A 15,742-nucleotide genomic window follows, 5' to 3' on the forward strand; every position below is an offset into this window, starting at 1 on the left:
TCCTCCTCGCGGTCAGGCCGGGACGGCGGCGAGCCGGAACTCGTGCGACTCGCCGGCGCCGAGCTCGACGAGTTCGCCGTCCACCGCGACCCGCACCGGCACCCGGAAACCCTCGGTCTCGGCGCGCACCGACAGCTTGTCGCCGTCGATCCGCACCCGTAGGGGAGTGCCGCGGTACCGCATGGAGAACGACACCCCGTCGAGGTGCGAGACCAGCTTGGGCCGGAAGACGAGCACGTCGCCGTACGCACGGGCACCGACGTAGTAGCGCTGCACCAGATCGAGGGTGCCGCCCATGACCCCCATGTGGATGCCCTCCTTGGTGGTGCCGCCCTGCAGGTCGCTGACGTCGCTCTCGAGCGCGAGCTTGAACCGCAACCACGACGACTGCGGATCGAAGGTGGCGAGCACACCGGCGAACGTCACGTGACTGAGCGTCGACCCGTGCGACGTGCGCTGGTCGTAGTAGTCGACGGTGCGGCGCACGAGGTCGCGACCGAACGGATAACCGAGCTGCTCGAACACCTGCCGCAACTCGGCATCGTCGAACAGGAAGAACAACATCACCGTGTCGGCCTGCTTGGCGACCTTGTAGGCATCCGGATCGCGGCCCTCGGCGCGCAGGATGCGGTCCATCCTGCCGATGTTGCCGTACTCCGTGCGGTAGTGCTCCCAGTCGAGCTCCTCGAGATCCTCGTAGCCTTCGAACTGGCTGATCACCCCGTCGTGGTAGGGCACGAACATCTTCCGGCTCATCTCCGACCAGGTGCGCAGTTCCTCGTCGGTGACCCGCAACCGGGCCCGCAGGGCCGTGCGCCGGCTCTTCGACAGCACCTCGAAGACATCGAGGGCGCGCGCCGCGATCCACGCGACCATCACGTTCGTGTACGCGTTGTTGCGCACACCGCCCTCGGTGGCTCCCGGATACCGTTCGTGGAACTCGTCCGGGCCCATCACCCCGTGGATCTCGTAGCGGTCCCGATCCGGGTTGTAGTGCGCGATCGACGCCCAGAACCGCGCGATCTCGAGCATCATCTCGGCGCCGTAGTCGGCGAGGAAGTCGACATCGTCGGTGGCCTGGTAGTAGTGCCACACGTTGTAGAAGATCGCGGCGCTGACGTGACGCTGGTTCCGGCTCAGGTCCGGATCCCATTGACCCGACATCGGGTTCAGATGCACCGTCTGGGTCTCCTCGGTGCCGTCGCTGCCGCTCTGCCAGGGGAACATCGCGCCGCGGTAACCGGCCTCGCTCGCCGCGGCCTGCGCCTCACCCAACCGGCGGTAGCGGTAGAGGATCAGGCCTTTGGTGATCTCCGGGACCCGCAGGTTCAGGAAGGGATAGACGAACATCTCGTCCCAGAACACGTGCCCGCGATAGGCCTCGCCGTTGAGTCCGCGCGCCGGCACTCCCGCGTCGAGGCGCGCGGTGTGCCGTGAGCAGACCTGCAGTACGTGCGAGACGTGCAGGCGCAGCAGCAACTGCGCGCGCGACTCCCGCGGCAACCGGATGTCGCAGATGTCCCACAGCTCGTCCCACGCCGCGACGTGCTCGTCGTACGCCTCGGCGAAATCCGGATAACGCAGCACGTGCCGGCCCGCCGACGCGAGGGGCTCGGTGATCGCGTCGTCGCGGGAAGTGAACATCGCCACCATCTTCTCGATCCGCACCGTCGAACCCTCGGCGATGTCGAAGGAGAGGACCTGCTGGATGTAGTCCTCCATCTGGTACAGATCCCGGTCGACGAGCATCGCTCCTCCCGAACCCTCCCGGAACACCCGGGTGCGTGCGGCCTGGGCGATGTAGGTGTCGGACTGGCGGATCTGCACCTTCAGCGCGATCGTCTCGGGACCGTAGGTGCGCGGCGAGACCGGATCGAGGTGCCGCGCCTCGAGATCGCGGTAGCGGGCGACCGCGCGATTGGAAACCCGGCCGTCGAGGGCGGTGACGATCTCGACCCGCCCCGACCAGTTCTCCGGGGTCAGCGACCATTCGAGCGCTCCCTGGTTCGGATGCTCCATGCTCACGAACCGTCTGCTGCGCAGCGACGTCTCGCGGCCGTGCCGGTCCCGGAACCGCAGTTCGCGGACCACGGTGGCGGTGCGGATGTCGTAGACGTGCCGGTAGTCGAGGATCTCCACCTGCGCCAGGCGGATCGCCTCACCGCCGTCGATGCGCAGCTTCAGCACGAGCCAGTTCGGGAGGTTGACCAGATCCTCGTTCAGGACCGGGCTGCCACCCATGATGGTGGTCTCGCGGTTGTAGCAACGATGCGCGTAGGTCCCCGGATAGTGGACCTCGCCCATGTCCTCCCACTCGGCCGTGCCGCGTGAACAGAAGTAGCCGTTGCCCGTCGAGGTCAGGGCTTCGCGCAGGGGTTCGTCGTCGGGATCGAAACCGTCGTAGTCGAGGGTGAACTCCGGGTCGTACACGCGAACCTCCTGGCGGGTCGTAGTCGACACGAACTGTCCGGTAGCGCTGTCACCTGCCCAGAGTCGACAGGAAATGTTCGACGTCGTCGACCGACGCGAGGACGAACTCGGCGTCGGTGCGGCGCCCGGCCATCTCCGGGTCGTCGGGGCTGCCGACGAGGATCCCGATGCCACGACCCCGCAACGCCCGGAAGGCGTCCTCGTCGGTGATGTCGTCGCCGAGATAGAGCGGCACGACCTCGTCGGAGGCGAGACCGAGGACCTCGATCAGGTGCAGGACCGCCTTGCCCTTGTTCCAGTCCACGGCCGGTTTGAGTTCGTAGACCATCTTTCCCGGCACCACGGCGAGTCGGTCGGGGTTCTCCTGCAACAGCGTCTCGACGATCGCGCCCACCCGCTCGTGCACCTCGGGGGAGGCCTGCCGGTAGTGCACGGCGACCGACGCGCGCTTCGGTTCGATGCCGACGCCGTCGAGACCGTCCAGGCGGCTGCGCAGGGTCTCGGTGGTCTCGGTGATCAGATCGGTGAAGTCGGCGAGGACGTCGTGGGCGATCTGCCCGTCGGTGGGGCTCCAGATGTCGAAACCGTGGCTGCCGGCGACGACGAGATCGTCGACACCCATGAGTTGCTGGACGACGTCGCGGTCGCGGCCGGTGACGATGCACACCGACACGCGGTCGGCGAGTTCACGGACGGTGCGGCGCATGGTGTCCGACCACACCGCGTCCTCGGGGCGGGCGACGATCGGGGTGAGCACGCCGTCGTAGTCGAGGAAGACCGCGGGCCGGCGGCCCGCGAGACGGTCGGACAGGGCGGCGCCGTCGAGTGCCGACGGTAGGTCCTCCACGGTGCGCGGCGCGGTCATCTGATCGGTACTCCTGTCGTCGCGGCGACCCGTCATGGTTCGCACCGTACACAAAGATCGAAATGCTCGGCCGGGGATCCGGGGAGGCGGATCGGCCGGATGCAGCGGTCAACGCACCGGGCGTCGCCAGTGCTCGTCCGCGGTGAGTCGGGAGCGGACGTGTTCGGCGGCATCGTCGTTGCGGAACGGGCCCGCCAGCAGGTCGGCGTAGACGTGTGAGATGGCGGCGTGGCGCAGTCCGCCGCGGCGGTCCATCCGTTCGAAGACCACCGGCGACCAGGGAATCGCCACCACCACGTCGCCGCCGTGCTCGACCGGGCGCAGACCGAGACTGTCGGCGAAGTCGTCGGGGTCGTCGGCGTAGACCTCGAGCAGCGCCGGGGCCGCGTAGTCGGTGGCGCCGACGCCGGTGAGCGCGTAGGGGATGTCGATGCGTTCGGCCAGTCGCGCGCGGGTCGCGGTGACGCCCTCGGGGGCGGTGAACCGCCGGACCGCGCACACCTTCCGCTCGGCAGCCCAGGCCCGCAGCATCGGTTCCCAGCGCACCTCGACGATCGGGCCGCGCGGGACCCGGCGCACGAGCTCGCGTTCGACGAGCACCTCGACGACGCGGTAGGTCGCGCCGGTGGACGCGCCGGACAGCTTGATCAGCTCGGGGACGGAGATCTCCCCGACGTGATCGGCGAGTGCGCGCACCACCCGGTCGGACGGTTCGCCGGTGAGCACCCCGGACGGGCGGCCCGGGCCGCGCCACGGGTCGGCGTCGGCGCCGCGGTCGCGGACCCACACCGCCGGGCGGTTCGCGACGAGCGAGAGGTTGCCGGTCGCGTCGGCGTAGGAGATGCCGTGCCGGTCGAGCTGGCGCCGCACCGGATCGGACAGATAGTGGGCGCACACGAAGCCGCGGTCGGAGTCGGACAGGTCGGCGGCGATGCGGGCGACGTCGCCGGAGAGCACACCGCGGGAGGCGACGACGGAGAAGGACACGGTGTCGCCGTCGGGGGCGGTGACGAGCATCCGGGTGGGTGCCTCGGGGGAGCGGGGGCGGTCGCTCGACAGCGACCAGCCGAGCGGCAGGCACGCCTCCAGTCGGGCGGTGGCGCGGCGGTAGATGTCGATGTACCGCTCGGGGCGGGGACCGACGGTGTTCTCGGGGGCGGGAGCCGGCTGTGTCACATCCACCACGGTAGTCACTCTGTGCATGACGGAAAAGAGAAATAAACGAAATCTCATAGGACGAAACAGCGCCCCTCCCGCACCACAAACTATGACGGGGCATGCGCTAGTTTCGTGACCATGACCGACATCACCGGGCGCATCGCGTTCGTTCAGGCGACCTGGCACCGCAACATCGTCGACCAGGCACGTACAGGCTTCACCGACGAGATCACCCGCCTCGGCGTCTCGCAGGACGCCCTGGACTTCTTCGAGGTCCCCGGCGCCTTCGAGATCCCGCTGCACGCCCAGCGACTGGCGAAGACGGGGCGCTACGACGCGATCGTCGCGGCCGGACTGGTCGTCGACGGCGGCATCTACCGGCACGACTTCGTCGCCACCGCGGTGATCGACGGCCTGATGCGCGTCCAGCTCGACACCGATGTGCCGGTCTTCTCCGTCGTGCTCACCCCGCACCACTTCCACGAGCACGACGAGCACGTCGAGTACTTCACGCGGCACTTCGTCAAGAAGGGCGCCGAGGCGGCTCGCGCCGTCGACGCCACAGTGCGCTCGCTGCGCGCGCTGCCGACCGGAGACTGAGCCCCGACCGGCAGCGCGCGTCGGATCAGCGTGCGCTGCCGGAAGGATCCTTCGCCACCGGGCCCTCACCGGCCGTTGCCGCGTCGGGGGCCTCGGTGCGCCGACGATAGGCGGCACGTGCCGTCTCGTCGGTGTTCAGTGCGAGCGACTGGAGACCGAACGCGGCGGAGATGCGGTGACGGGTCGCCTCCGGCACCGCCTTCAGCGCTCCGAGGATCGCGCCCGCCGTGCGGGGCACGTACCGCAGGCCGGGACGGGCTGTCGCGATCACTCGCACGATCGCGGCGGCGACCTCCTCGGGGCCGACCATCGCGAGCTTCTCGATGAGCGCGTTCGGCTTCATGCCCGCGATCAACTCGGTGCGCACGAAGCCCGGGGCGATCGTGGAGACCACGATGTTCGAGCCGGCGAGCTCCTGGCGCAGCACCGATCCGAGGCCGATCACGGCGTGCTTGGTCGCGGAGTACACCGCGAGTCCGGGGGCACCTTCGATGCCCACGACGGAGCCGAGATTGACGATGTGTCCGTAGCCCTGCTCGGTGAACCGGGCGGCGGCCAGCTTCGAGCCGAGGATCACGCCGCGGACGTTGACGTCGATCTGCCGATCGGTGACCGTGTCGGTCTCCTCGAGGAACGCGCCGGTGGGCATGATGCCGGCGTTGTTGACGAGCACGTCGATCCCGCCGAACTCCATGTGGGCCAGGCTGAGGAATTCGTCGAAGGATCCTCGGTCGGTGACGTCGAGAGGCAACCCGAGCACCGTGGTGCCGAAGCGCGCACCGATCCGGGCAGCGGTGTCCTGCACCAGATCCTTGTCGATATCGCCGATGGCCACGCGCGCGCCGGCCGCGACGAGGGCTTCGGCCGTCGCCTGTCCGATGCCGCGCGCTCCACCGGTGATGACAACCCTCTTGCCGTGCACGTTCAGGCTCATGCCGTGTCGTCCTTTCCTCGCTGTGCTGATGAAATCGACGCTACGAACCGAGCTCTCCGTGATCCATGCCACTATCGGCAAGTTCTTGTGAATTTCGGCCACGCTGCCGAGGATGGAGCCTCGTGAACCCCTGGACCTCCCGCCGCGCGGCGACGAGCGCGGCCCTGATGGTGTCGTTCGGACGCGAGCGCGGCCTCGACGCCGAGACATTGCTGGCGGGTACCGGGTTGGGGGAGGAGCAGATCACCGATCCGGGCGGGGAGATCACCGACGACCTGGAACTGGCCGTGATCGCGAATCTCGTGGAGGCGCTCGACGACCGGCCCGGGGAAGGGTTCGCCCTCGGTCTGCGGTACCAGGCGGCGGTGCACGGGATCTTCGGTTACGCCCTCATGAGCTGTGCGACGGTGCGCGACGGCATCGAGGTGGGCACCCGCTTCTTCGACCTCACCTTCGCCTTCTCGCGCGCGGCCCTCGAGTATGCGGGTGACGAGGTCCGCTTCTGCCTCGACGACCGGCACGTGCCGGCGCACCTGCGGGGTTTCCTGCTGGAGCGGGACGTCTCGGGGATCCTCGCGCACTGGGGTGCGCTGTGGGGGCAGCCGTCGGAGGTCCGTCGCATCGAGGTGGCCGAATCGCTCGGTGAGCGGGTCCCGCCGGTCTTCCGCGACCGGGGTTTCTGGGTGGAGACGACGGCGTCGACGCATGCGGTGGTGGTGGACGCGCGGGCATTGGACCGGCCCATGCCGACCGCGAGCCCGGAGGCCGCCGCAGTACTGCTGCGGGAGTGCGCGGAACTGCTGCAGCGCAGACAGAATCACGGCGCGCTCGGTGCCCGCGTGCGAGAGGTGCTGCTGCGCCGGGCCGCCGAGGGTCCCACGCAGGACCAGGTGGCCGCGGAGTTGGGTTCGAGTGTGCGCACCCTCCGGCGGCAGTTGGGGGAGGAGGGGACCTCGTACCGGGCGATCGTGGCCGAGACGCTGGGGGCGATGGCGGGGGAGTTGCTGGATGCGGGCCTGCCGGTGGAGAGGGTGGCGCACCGTCTGGGCTACGCCGATGCGTCGAGCTTCTCGGTGGCATTCAAGCGGTGGACCGGCCGCACGCCGGGTGGGCGACGACGGGAAAGACGCTCGGTCTGAGGCTACTGCGGAGCCAGCCCGAAGAGCCCTTGGAGATATTCTGGACAATACGGAAATCATAGAAAAACAGAATTCCTCCTCCTTCTCATCCCCGTCACCACCCATCGAGGCCACCGCCACCAACACCTCAACAGCCGAGAGGGCAGGCCGCCATCAGCGGTCCGAAGCCTCCGGACGCCGAGTCATGGCCAGGGGGACGAGCACACCGAGCAGTGCGGCGGGCAGCAGGAACGCGAGGACCGGGTCGGCGCCGTACACCGGTGTCAGCAGGAGAGGGGAGAAGGCCGCACCGCCGAACCGGAAGGCCTGCACGACGGACACCGCGCCACCGCGGTTGCCGCCCGGCCCGCCGAGTACCGCGGCGTTGACCCCGACGAGGATGAACTGCGAAGCGATGCCCGCCAGGAACCATGCGACGCCGAGCACGACGAGCCACGGGACGGTACCGACGACCACGACCAGCGCTGCGCCGCTCACCGCGCCGATGAGCACGATCGCGCGGGCACCGACGCGGTCGATGAGCATCCCGACCGGTCGGGAACTGAGGATGCCGGCGAGACCGAACACGGTGAGTACCACGCCGCGTTCGGACGGGGACAACCCGAAGTCGTCCTCGACCCGGAAGGCGAGGAGGAACCCGAGTCCGCCGAGCGCACCCCAGCCGAGCAACGCGACCAGCCCGATACGCAGAACGCGCGGAGTGAGCGCGTCGCGCAGACGGACCCGGGTGGTACCGGACGGGTCGTCGCGCACCGAGTCGGGCAGCCCGGCGAGCGCCAGGAGCAGCGCGGCGCCGGCGAGCACGACGAACGCCCACCGCCAGCTCACCTCGGCGGCGAGACCGCCGATCAGCGGGGCGACGGTCTGGCCGGCGGCCTGCATCGCCCCGAACAACCCGAGCGCGCGCCCGAGCCTGTCCTTCGGGGTGATGACGGCCAGCGCCGCGAGCAGCAGCGGTGTGGTGAACGCGTTGGCCGCGCCCTGCAGCATGCGGGTGCCGATGAGCACCGAGAAGGTCGGCGCCAGCGCCGCGGCGATCGAGACCGCCGCGTAGACGAGATAGGCGGTGCGCACGGTGCGGACGCGTCCCCACCGTGCGCCGAGCGTGCCGGAGAACAGCATCGCGGCGGCGAACACACCGAGATAGGCGGTGACGGTCGTCGCGGCCGTGCCGGTGGAAACACCGGTGTCGGCGCCGATCTCCGGGAGCATCGACACCACGACGCTGCCGCCGAAGGGGCCGAGGAATCCTCCCGCGTACAGCGCCGTGCGCTGCAGCGGTTCGCGCAGATCTCTCACCTGTTGAAGCCGCCGGGGCCCCGTCGCCGCAGATAGCGTTCGAACTCGGCGGCGAGGGCGTCGCCGTCGATCTTGGCGATGACTTCGGAGATGTCCTCCTCGGCCTCGGCGTCACCGCGCTCCTCGAGGGTGCGCACGTACTCGGCGATCTCCTCGTCGTCCTCGATCATGTCGGTGACGGTCTGCTCCCACTCCTCGGCGAGGAGGGGGAGTTCGCCGAGTGGCACCTCGAGGTCGAGGACGTCCTCGACGCGGCGCAGCAGCGCGACGGTGGCCTTGGGGTTCGGCGGGTTGGACACGTAGTGGGGGATCGCCGCCCAGAACGACACGGCGGGGATGCCCGCGCGCACGAAGGCGTCCTGCAGCACACCGGTGATGCCGGTGGGTCCTTCGTAGCGGGAGGTCTGCAGCTTGAAGCGTTCGGCGGCCTCGGAGCTGTAGGCGGTGCCGGTCACCGGGACGGGGCGGGTGTGCGGGGTGTCGGCGAGCAGTGCGCCGAGCAGGACGACGGTGTGGACCTCGAACTCGTCGACGAGTTCGATGATGGCGTCGCAGAAGCTGCGCCAGCGCATGCTCGGCTCGATGCCGTGCAGCAGGACGACGTCGCGGTCGCTGCCGGGCGGGGAGCACAGCGACAGTCGGGTGGTGGGCCAGTCGATCTCGCGGGTGACGCCGTCGACGAGACGGACCTGTGGCCGGTTGACCTGGTAGTCGTAGTACTCCTCGGAGTCCAGCTCGGCGAAGGGCTCGGCGTCCCAGATCAGCTCGAGGTGCTCGACGGCGCCGCTGGCGGCGTCGCCGGCGTCGTTCCACCCCTCGAAGGCGGCGACGAGCACCGGATCGCGCAGGACGGGGACGTCCTGGTCCGGGGTCTCGGGATACTCGGGTGTACTCACTCGTCCAGCCTACGACCCGGGCCGATCCGGGCGCCCACTAGTCTGAAGGGCATGTCCACCCCACTTCATTCTGTCCTGCTCGATGCGCTGACCCAGCGCGTTGTCATCGGAGACGGGGCGATGGGCACCATGTTGCAGGCCGCGGATCTCTCGCTCGACGACTTCCGCGGTTTGGAGGGGTGCAACGAGATCCTCAACGAATCTCGTCCCGATGTGATCCGGGGGATCCACCGGGCGTACTTCGAGGCCGGCGCCGACGTCGTCTCGACGAACACCTTCGGCTGCAACCTGCCCAACCTCGCCGACTACGACATCGCCGACCGCATCCGTGAGCTGTCCGAGCTCGGTACCCGCCTCGCCCGCGAGGTCGCCGACGAGATGGGTCCCGGTGCCGACGGCATGGCCCGCATGGTGATCGGGTCGATGGGTCCGGGTACGAAGCTGCCCACCCTCGGCCACGCGCCGTTCGCTGCGCTGCGCGACGCCTACGGTGAGGCGGCGCTGGGCATGCTCGACGGTGGCGCCGACGCGATCCTCGTGGAGACCTGTCAGGACCTGTTGCAGGCGAAGGCCGCGATCATCGGCAGCAAGCGGGCGATGGAGCAGGCCGGTCGCCGGATCCCGATCGTCACCCACGTGACGGTGGAGACCACCGGCACGATGCTGCTCGGCTCCGAGATCGGTGCCGCTCTGACCGCCCTCGAACCGCTCGGCATCGACCTGATCGGGTTGAACTGCGCGACCGGTCCGGCGGAGATGAGCGAGCACCTGCGGTACCTGTCGCAGCACGCGACGATCCCGGTGTCGGTGATGCCGAATGCGGGTCTGCCGGTGTTGGGCGCGAACGGTGCCGAGTACCCGCTGCAGCCGGAGGAGCTCGCCGAGGCGTTGGCCGGTTTCGTCTCCGAGTACGGGCTGACCTTCGTCGGTGGCTGCTGCGGCACCACCCCCGAGCACATCCGGCAGGTCGCCGAGGCGGTGCGCGGGGTGCAGCCGGCGCCGCGCGCCGCGCAGCCGGAGCCGGGTGTGTCGTCGCTGTACACCTCGGTGCCGTTCGAGCAGGACGCGTCGATCCTGATGATCGGTGAGCGCACCAACACGAACGGGTCGAAGGCGTTCCGGGAGGCGATGCTCGCCGCGGATTGGCAGAAGTGCCTGGACATTGCGAAGGACCAGATCCGCGACGGGGCGCACATGCTGGATCTGAACGTCGACTACGTCGGGCGCGACGGGGCGGCGGACATGGCGGAGTTGGCGTCGCGGTTCGCGACGTCGTCGACGTTGCCGATCATGATCGATTCGACGGAGCCGGACGTGATCAAGGCGGGCCTCGAGCATCTCGGTGGCCGCTGCGCGGTGAACTCGGTGAACTACGAGGACGGTGACGGCCCGGGTTCGCGGTTCGAGCGGATCATGGAGCACGTCGTCGAGCACGGCGCAGCGGTGGTCGCGCTGACGATCGACGAGGAGGGCCAGGCCCGAACCGCCGAGCACAAGGTGCGCATCGCCGAGCGGCTGATCGCGGATCTGACCGGCAAGTGGGGGTTGTCGCCGCAGGACATCATCGTCGATGCGTTGACCTTCCCGATCTCGACGGGTCAGGAGGAGGTGCGGCGCGATGCGATCGAGACGATCGAGGCGATCCGCCGCATCCACGAGGCGCATCCGGAGGTGCACTTCACCCTCGGTGTCTCGAATGTGTCGTTCGGTCTGAATCCGGCGGCGCGGCAGGTGCTGAACTCGGTGTTCCTGAACGAGTGCACCGAGGCGGGGCTGGACACGGCGATCGTGCACGCGTCGAAGATCCTGCCGATGGCGCGGATCCCGGAGGAGCAGCGGCAGGTCGCTCTGGATCTGGTGTACGACCGGCGCAGCGAGGGTTACGACCCGCTGCAGAAGCTGATGGAGCTGTTCGAGGGGGTGTCGGCGGCGTCGGCACGCGAGTCGCGGGCGCAGGAGCTGGCGGCGTTGCCGTTGTTCGAGCGGCTCGAGCGGCGCATCGTCGACGGCGAGCGCAACGGTCTCGAGGACGATCTGACCGAGGCGATGGAGACCACCCCGCCGCTGGCGATCATCAACGACACGCTGCTGTCGGGCATGAAGACGGTCGGTGAGCTGTTCGGGTCGGGGCAGATGCAGTTGCCGTTCGTGCTGCAGTCCGCCGAGGTGATGAAGACCGCGGTGGCGTTCCTGGAGCCGCACATGGAGTCGACCGGTGACGAGGGCAAGGGCCGGATCGTGCTGGCGACGGTCAAGGGCGATGTGCACGACATCGGCAAGAATCTCGTGGACATCATCCTGTCGAACAACGGCTACGAGGTGGTCAACCTCGGTATCAAGCAGCCGATCGCGACGATTCTCGATGCGGCGGTGGACAAGCGCGCCGATGTGATCGGCATGTCAGGTCTGCTGGTGAAGTCGACGGTGGTGATGAAGGAGAACCTCGAGGAGCTCAACGCTCGCGGGGTCGCCGAGCAGTTCCCGGTGTTGCTCGGTGGTGCGGCGCTGACCCGTAGCTACGTCGAGAACGATCTGGCGGAGGTCTACGAGGGCAAGGTGTCGTACGCGCGCGATGCGTTCGAGGGTCTGTCGTTGATGGATCGGGTCATGGCCGAGAAGCGCGGTGAGGGTCCGGCGCCGGACAGCCCGGAGGCGATCGAGGCCGCCCGTAAGGCCGCCGAGCGCAAGGAGCGGCACGAGCGCAGCAAGCGGATCGCGGAGAAGCGCAAGGCCGCGGAGACACCGGTGGAGATCCCCGAGCGCAGTGATGTCGCGAAGGATCTGCCGGTGCCGACGCCGCCGTTCTGGGGCACCCGGGTGATCAAGGGCATCCCGCTGGCGGACTATGCGGCGCTGATCGACGAGCGTGCACTGTTCCTGGGGCAGTGGGGGCTGCGCGGGCAGCGCGGCGGCGACGGCCCGAGCTACGAGGAGCTCGTGGAGACCGAGGGCCGGCCGCGGTTGCGGTACTGGCTGGACCGGTTGGCGACCGAGGGCATCCTGCAGCACGCCGCGGTGGTGTACGGCTACTTCCCGGCGGTGTCCGAGGGTGACGACGTGGTGGTGCTGACCGAGCCGCGTCCGGATGCTCCCGAGCGCTACCGGTTCACCTTCCCGCGGCAGCAGCGTTCGCGGTTCCTGTGCATCGCCGATTTCGTGCGGTCGCGGGAGGATGCGATCGCGTCGGGTCAGGTGGATGTGTGGCCGTTCCAGCTGGTGACGATGGGCCAGCCGATCGCGGACTTCGCGAACGAGCTGTTCGCGTCGAACTCGTACCGCGACTATCTCGAGGTGCACGGCATCGGTGTGCAGCTGACCGAGGCGCTGGCCGAGTACTGGCATCGGCGGGTGCGGCAGGAGCTGGCGTTCGCCGAGGGCGGCACGGCCGCGGACGAGGATCCGGAGGAGGTCGCGGAGTACTTCAAGCTCGCCTACCGCGGCGCCCGGTTCGCGTTCGGTTACGGCGCGTGCCCGAATCTCGAGGATCGCATCAAGCTGGTCGAGTTGCTCGAACCCGAGCGGATCGGGGTGGAGCTGTCGGAGGAGCTTCAGTTGCATCCCGAGCAGTCCACCGATGCGTTCGTGCTGCACCACCCGGAGGCGAAGTACTTCAATGTCTGATCGGGTGGAGGCGCCGCTCGCGGTGCAGACCGGTGCGCTGCGGGCGGTGCTGTGGGACATGGACGGCACCCTGCTCGAATCGGAACGCTTGTGGGACATCGGGATGCACGAGTTGTCGTTGCATCTCGGTGGGCCGATGAGCGACGAGACCCGCATCTCCACGATCGGGGGTCCGATGGATCTGGCGGTGTTGCGCACCTTCGCCGGGTTGGGTCTGGACCCGACCCCGGACGAGGCGGCGGCTGCGGCGGCGTGGCTGACCGACTACATGGGCCGGTTGTTCGCCGACGGGCTCACGTGGCGGCCCGGCGCGCAGGCCGCGCTGCGCACCGTCCGTGAGGCCGGATTGGGGTCGGTGCTGGTGACCAACACCGAGCGGGCGTTGTGCGAGGTGGCCCTCGAAACTCTGGGCCGTGAGCTTTTCGATCATTCGGTGTGCGGCGACGAGGTGCCGGCCGGCAAACCGGATCCGGCGCCCTACCTGCGGGCGGCGGAGCTGCTCGGTCTGGATCCGGCGCAGTGCCTGGCGGTGGAGGATTCCCCGACCGGGGCGGCCGCGGCGGATGCGGCCGGGTGCACGGTGCTGGTGGTGCCGTCGCTGGTGGATGTGCCCGGCTCGGAGCGGCGGGTGTTCCGATCGACGCTCGAGGGGTTGAGCGCCGAGGATCTGCACGAGCTGCACGGTGCGGGGGTGCCCTGAGGTGGCGGTCCCGAAGATCGTGCTGTTCTACAAGTTCACCCCGCTGCCCGACCCGGAGGCGATCCGGTTGTGGCAGCACACTCTGGCGTCGTCGCTGGGGTTGACCGGGCGGATCCTGATCTCCGAGCACGGCATCAACGGCACCGTCGGCGGTGACATCGCCGACGTGAAGAAGTACGTACGCGGGTTGCGCGGCTATGCGGCGTTCAAGGACACCGACATCAAGTGGTCCGACGGCACCGGCGACGACTTTCCGCGGCTGTCGGTGAAGGTGCGTCCGGAGATCGTGACGTTCGGGGTGCCCGACGAGGTGAAGGTCGACGAGCACGGCATCGTCGACGGCGGCACCCATCTGTCGCCGCACGGCGTGCACGAGTTGGTCGCCGAGCGCGGCGACGAGGTGGTGTTCTTCGACGGCCGCAACCGCTTCGAGGCGCAGATCGGCCGGTTCCGGGATGCGATCGTGCCGGACGTGGCCACGACCCGCGATTTCGTCGCCGAGCTCGACAGTGGACGCTACGACCATCTCAAGGGCCGCCCGGTGGTGACCTACTGCACCGGTGGGGTGCGCTGCGAGGTGCTGTCGGCGTTGATGCGCAACCGCGGGTTCGAGGAGGTCTACCAGCTCGACGGTGGCATCGTCCGCTACGGCGAGACCTTCGGCGACGAGGGTCTGTGGGAGGGTTCGCTGTACGTCTTCGACGGGCGGATGAACGTCGAGTTCAGCGACGAGGCGACGGTGATCGGCCGCTGCACCCTGTGCGGGACGCCGACCTCGCGGTACCGGAACCATCCGGAGATCCACGGCCGGGAGTTGACCCTGGTGTGCGAGGGCTGCGTCCCGGACCCCGTGGAGGCGTAGACCGGTGCGTGCTGCACCGCTGCCGGTGCGCGACGGGCTCGGCCCCGACCGCATCCGGATGCCCGCCGACGTCGACGCGGCCACGATCGTCGAGTTCCTGCAGGCCGGCCATCCCGAAGAGGACTGGGCGGCGCACATGGCCGCGGGCGAGCTGGTCGACGAGCACGGCCGCCGCATCGATGGGCGCACGCCGTATCAGCCGACGCGGTTCGTGTACTTCTACCGCGATCCGGCGCCGGAGGTGCCGGTGCCGTTCCCGGTGCGCGTCCTGCACCGGGAGGACGGTCTCGTCGTCGTCGACAAACCGCATTTCCTGGCGACGATCCCGCGCGGAGCGCACATCCGCGAGTCGGTGGTGGTGCGGTTGCGGCGCGAGCTGGAGCTGCCGCATCTGGTGCCGGTGCACCGTTTGGACCGGATGACCGCCGGGGTGCTGCTGTGCACCACGGATCCGGCGTGGCGGCGGCCCTATCAGGAGTTGTTCGAGCGGCAGCGGGTGCGCAAGGTGTACGAGGCGGTCGCCGGCTACCACCCGGACCTGTCGTTCCCGCAGGTGGTGCGCACCCGGATCGTGAAGCGGCACGGGGAGTTGACGGCCGAGCAGTTCGCCGACGAACCGAATTCGGAGACGCGCATCGAGTTGGTCGAGCGGCGGGGGGAGCTGGCCCGTTATCGGTTGTTCCCGCGTACCGGCCGCACCCATCAGTTGCGGCTGCATCTGGCGTGGTTGGGGGTGCCGATCGTGGGGGACAACTTCTATCCGCGGTTCCGGCGGCGCCGCGCGGACGATTTCACCGATCCGCTGCGGTTGCTGGCGCGGTCGCTGGAGTTCACCGATCCGATCAGCGGGGTGGCGCGGCGGTTCGTCAGCGGACGGGAACTCGACTTCTGAGCGGGTGGTGGTGTCCTGGCTGTAGGGCCGGTGGCGGGGCATGAAACAATCGACCCCTGTGAAGACCTTCGATTCCCTGTTCGCCGAGCTGTCCGAACGCGCCGCGACCCGCCCCGAGGGCTCCGGCACCGTCGCCGCCCTGGACGCCGGCGTGCATTTCCAGGGCAAGAAGGTACTCGAAGAGGCCGGTGAGGTGTGGATCGCCGCCGAGTACCAGTCCGACGAGGAACTGTCCGAGGAGATTTCGCAGTTGCTGTACTGGGTGCAGGTGCTGATGGTGGGGCGGGGTCTGAAGCTCGAGGACGTCTACAAGCATCTGTGACGGCCGGTGGCCCGCTGTGTCGGT

General features: G+C 69.0%; 13 protein-coding genes. 7 read left to right on the forward strand and 6 right to left on the reverse strand.

The annotated features are described in order from the left end of the window. Positions 1-12 precede the first annotated feature (12 nt). The 3 genes from ACPCXD_RS18305 to ACPCXD_RS18315 all read right to left on the reverse strand — a co-directional run bounded on the left by ACPCXD_RS18305 (position 13) and on the right by ACPCXD_RS18315 (position 4,471). Complete coding sequence (locus ACPCXD_RS18305) at positions 13-2,430, reverse strand: glycoside hydrolase family 65 protein (RefSeq protein ID WP_183070707.1); 2,418 nt, start codon at positions 2,428-2,430, stop codon at positions 13-15. Between the two features lie 49 nt (positions 2,431-2,479). Continuing rightward, a complete protein-coding gene (otsB, locus tag ACPCXD_RS18310) occupies positions 2,480-3,331 on the reverse strand; it encodes a trehalose-phosphatase (protein ID WP_423660663.1) in 852 nt (283 codons plus the stop codon). Positions 3,332-3,403: 72 nt separating this feature from the next. Further along, entirely contained in the window at positions 3,404-4,471 is a 1,068-nt protein-coding gene (locus tag ACPCXD_RS18315) for a helix-turn-helix domain-containing protein (RefSeq protein WP_088898970.1), read from the reverse strand. A gap of 120 nt (positions 4,472-4,591) precedes the next feature. Between ACPCXD_RS18315 and ACPCXD_RS18320 the strand changes: the two genes are divergently transcribed. Further along, entirely contained in the window at positions 4,592-5,053 is a 462-nt protein-coding gene (locus ACPCXD_RS18320; protein ID WP_088898969.1) for a 6,7-dimethyl-8-ribityllumazine synthase, read from the forward strand. 25 nt (positions 5,054-5,078) lie between these two features. Here the strand turns inward: ACPCXD_RS18320 and ACPCXD_RS18325 are convergent, their stop codons facing one another. Beyond that, the gene (locus tag ACPCXD_RS18325) at positions 5,079-5,987 is read right to left on the reverse strand and encodes an SDR family oxidoreductase (RefSeq protein ID WP_088898968.1); all 909 of its coding nucleotides are present in this window, start codon (positions 5,985-5,987) and stop codon (positions 5,079-5,081) included. A 122-nt stretch (positions 5,988-6,109) separates the two neighbouring features. On the opposite strand from ACPCXD_RS18325, the gene ACPCXD_RS18330 reads away from it, so the two are divergent. After that, positions 6,110-7,126 carry an AraC family transcriptional regulator gene (locus ACPCXD_RS18330; RefSeq protein ID WP_423660666.1) on the forward strand — a complete coding sequence of 339 codons (1,017 nt, stop codon included), beginning with the start codon at positions 6,110-6,112 and terminating at the stop codon, positions 7,124-7,126. 153 nt (positions 7,127-7,279) lie between these two features. On the opposite strand, the gene ACPCXD_RS18335 is transcribed toward ACPCXD_RS18330, so the two are convergent. Further along, complete coding sequence (locus ACPCXD_RS18335; RefSeq protein ID WP_145691989.1) at positions 7,280-8,425, reverse strand: MFS transporter; 1,146 nt, start codon at positions 8,423-8,425, stop codon at positions 7,280-7,282. Then, entirely contained in the window at positions 8,422-9,321 is a 900-nt protein-coding gene (locus ACPCXD_RS18340) for a PAC2 family protein (RefSeq protein ID WP_016690813.1), read from the reverse strand. Before ACPCXD_RS18340 ends, ACPCXD_RS18335 begins: the two co-directional genes overlap by 4 nt. Before the next feature lie 51 nt (positions 9,322-9,372). Here ACPCXD_RS18340 and metH point away from each other — a divergent pair, with 51 nt between their 5' ends. The 5 genes from metH to ACPCXD_RS18365 are packed head-to-tail and all read left to right on the forward strand — an operon-like array spanning position 9,373 to position 15,718. Further along, positions 9,373-12,942, forward strand: a complete 3,570-nt coding sequence (gene metH, locus ACPCXD_RS18345) for a methionine synthase (protein WP_423660669.1) — start codon at positions 9,373-9,375, stop codon at positions 12,940-12,942. Continuing rightward, positions 12,935-13,642, forward strand: a complete 708-nt coding sequence (locus tag ACPCXD_RS18350) for an HAD family hydrolase (protein ID WP_229564890.1) — start codon at positions 12,935-12,937, stop codon at positions 13,640-13,642. The genes metH and ACPCXD_RS18350 overlap by 8 nt, the downstream gene beginning before the upstream one ends. 1 nt (position 13,643) lies before the next feature. After that, entirely contained in the window at positions 13,644-14,504 is an 861-nt protein-coding gene (trhO, locus tag ACPCXD_RS18355) for an oxygen-dependent tRNA uridine(34) hydroxylase TrhO (RefSeq protein ID WP_229564891.1), read from the forward strand. 4 nt (positions 14,505-14,508) lie between these two features. Continuing rightward, positions 14,509-15,396, forward strand: coding sequence for a pseudouridine synthase (locus ACPCXD_RS18360; protein ID WP_423660671.1), 888 nt, complete (start codon positions 14,509-14,511; stop codon positions 15,394-15,396). Positions 15,397-15,436: 40 nt separating this feature from the next. After that, complete coding sequence (locus ACPCXD_RS18365; RefSeq protein WP_170318512.1) at positions 15,437-15,718, forward strand: phosphoribosyl-ATP diphosphatase; 282 nt, start codon at positions 15,437-15,439, stop codon at positions 15,716-15,718. Positions 15,719-15,742: the final 24 nt, after the last annotated feature.

Source organism: Rhodococcus sp. AB351 (genome assembly GCF_049538275.1).
Lineage (GTDB): Bacteria > Actinomycetota > Actinomycetes > Mycobacteriales > Mycobacteriaceae > Rhodococcus.

What these genes read in the sequence shown, in the direction of transcription:
- ACPCXD_RS18325 (WP_088898968.1), bottom strand. Translation starts at nt 5,987, where the DNA reads ATGAGCCTGAACGTGCACGGCAAGAGGGTTGTCATCACCGGTGGAGCG.
- ACPCXD_RS18320 (WP_088898969.1), top strand. Translation starts at nt 4,592, where the DNA reads ATGACCGACATCACCGGGCGCATCGCGTTCGTTCAGGCGACCTGGCAC.
- metH (WP_423660669.1), top strand. Translation starts at nt 9,373, where the DNA reads ATGTCCACCCCACTTCATTCTGTCCTGCTCGATGCGCTGACCCAGCGC.
- ACPCXD_RS18365 (WP_170318512.1), top strand. Translation starts at nt 15,437, where the DNA reads ATGAAACAATCGACCCCTGTGAAGACCTTCGATTCCCTGTTCGCCGAG.
- otsB (WP_423660663.1), bottom strand. Translation starts at nt 3,331, where the DNA reads ATGACGGGTCGCCGCGACGACAGGAGTACCGATCAGATGACCGCGCCG.
- ACPCXD_RS18350 (WP_229564890.1), top strand. Translation starts at nt 12,935, where the DNA reads ATGTCTGATCGGGTGGAGGCGCCGCTCGCGGTGCAGACCGGTGCGCTG.